This window comes from Streptomyces sp. CO7, from assembly GCF_053474865.1.
Map to the genome: position 1 here is coordinate 960,664 of NZ_JBRIOU010000004.1, position 1,368 is coordinate 962,031.

Consider the following 1,368-nt stretch of genomic DNA (forward strand, 5'->3'; position numbering starts at 1 on the left):
CGGGGTCGGGGGCGGCGGCGCCCCGGGGGTAGCCGGCCAGTCCACCCGCCGGCGTCTCGGCGACCACGTACCGGCGGGTGGCGCCGGGCCCACGGGCGTGGGCGAGTTCGGACCAGAACATGCCCCGGGACCAGGCGTCCTCGGGGAACAGTTCCTTCTCCAGCGTCAGCACGGGGTCGATGTCCCACCAGCGCATCTCGCGGAGTTCCGCGGCGGGGACGGGGGCGTTCGCCGCTGCGCTCACCGGGGGGTGACCACCTTGTAGTTCTTGGGGACCTGGGCGTCCGGGCGCCGCAGGTACAGCGGGCGCGGGGCCGCGAGCTCCTGGCCGTCGGCCAGCCGCTCGGCGGCCAGCGAGGCCAGCGCGGCGGCGGAGACGTGCTCGGGGCCGTGCACGTCGGGGAAGGCGTCCGGGTAGAGCAGCGCGCCCGCGCCGACCGCGGGGAGCCCGGCGACCTCGTCCGCGAGGTCGGCCGGGCGGTCGACGGCGGGGTCGGTGAGGCGGGTGCGGGAGTCGGCGTAACGCGCCCAGTAGACCTCCTTGCGCCGGGCGTCGGTCGCCACGACGAAGGGGCCGTCGATGTCGGCGGCGTAGGCCAGCCCGTCCAGCGTGCACACGCCGTGGACGGGGACGCCGAGCGCCAGGCCGAAGGTGTCCGCGGTCATCAGGCCGACGCGCAGACCGGTGTACGGGCCCGGTCCGACGCCGACGACGATGCCGGTGACCGCGTCGAGGCCGACGCCCGCCGCACCGAGGACACGGTGGACCGTGGGCAGCAGCAGCTCTCCGTGGCGGCGCGCGTCCACCTGGCTCGACGAGGCGACGACGTCCGTCCCGTCGTGCAGGGCGACGGTGACGGCGGGGGTTGCGGTATCCAGAGCGAGCAAGAGCACGCGAACAGCCTACGGCTCCCCGGGCCCGCGCACGGCCTCGCCGGGCTCCGCACGCCCCCGCTGCTAACGTCTCGCACACGCATGAGTGCACTGGGTGACGAACGGTGCGGGCGGCGAACAAAGCGGGTGACGACGAGTGAGGGAGCGTGGCGGTGGCGGTCCGCAGCGGGGTGCTGGTGGCGGCGTTGACGGGCGCGGCGCTCACGACGGTGGTGGTGCTCGGGCTGCAGGCCCACGCGAAGGTGCCGCCGGCGCTGCGGTCGCCGGGCGCGCCGGCCGCCTCCCGGGCAGCCGCCCCGCCGGAGCGGCCGGGTCCGATGGGGCTTCCGGCGCGGTCGGGCACCGGGGAGCGGGTCGTCTATTCGCTGGGGCAGGACCGGGTGTGGCTGGTTGACGCGCGGGGCCGGGTGCGGCGGGTGTTCCGGGTGGTCCCGGGCGCGGTGGACCCGGCGCCCGGCAGGTACGCGGTGACCT

At 76.7% G+C, this 1,368-nt stretch carries 1 protein-coding gene and 2 pseudogenes; 1 reads left to right on the forward strand and 2 read right to left on the reverse strand.

Going from position 1 to position 1,368, the window contains the following annotated elements; all coding sequences use genetic code 11:
* Positions 1 to 196 (reverse strand): annotated as a pseudogene (locus ACOV8S_RS17130) (ribosomal-protein-alanine N-acetyltransferase RimI); the annotation flags it as partial.
* Between the two features lie 44 nt (positions 197 to 240).
* Complete coding sequence (tsaB, locus tag ACOV8S_RS17135; RefSeq protein ID WP_448318663.1) at positions 241 to 894, reverse strand: tRNA (adenosine(37)-N6)-threonylcarbamoyltransferase complex dimerization subunit type 1 TsaB; 654 nt, start codon at positions 892 to 894, stop codon at positions 241 to 243.
* A 152-nt stretch (positions 895 to 1,046) separates the two neighbouring features.
* Here tsaB and ACOV8S_RS17140 point away from each other — a divergent pair.
* A pseudogene (locus ACOV8S_RS17140) lies at positions 1,047 to 1,368 on the forward strand (hypothetical protein); the annotation flags it as partial.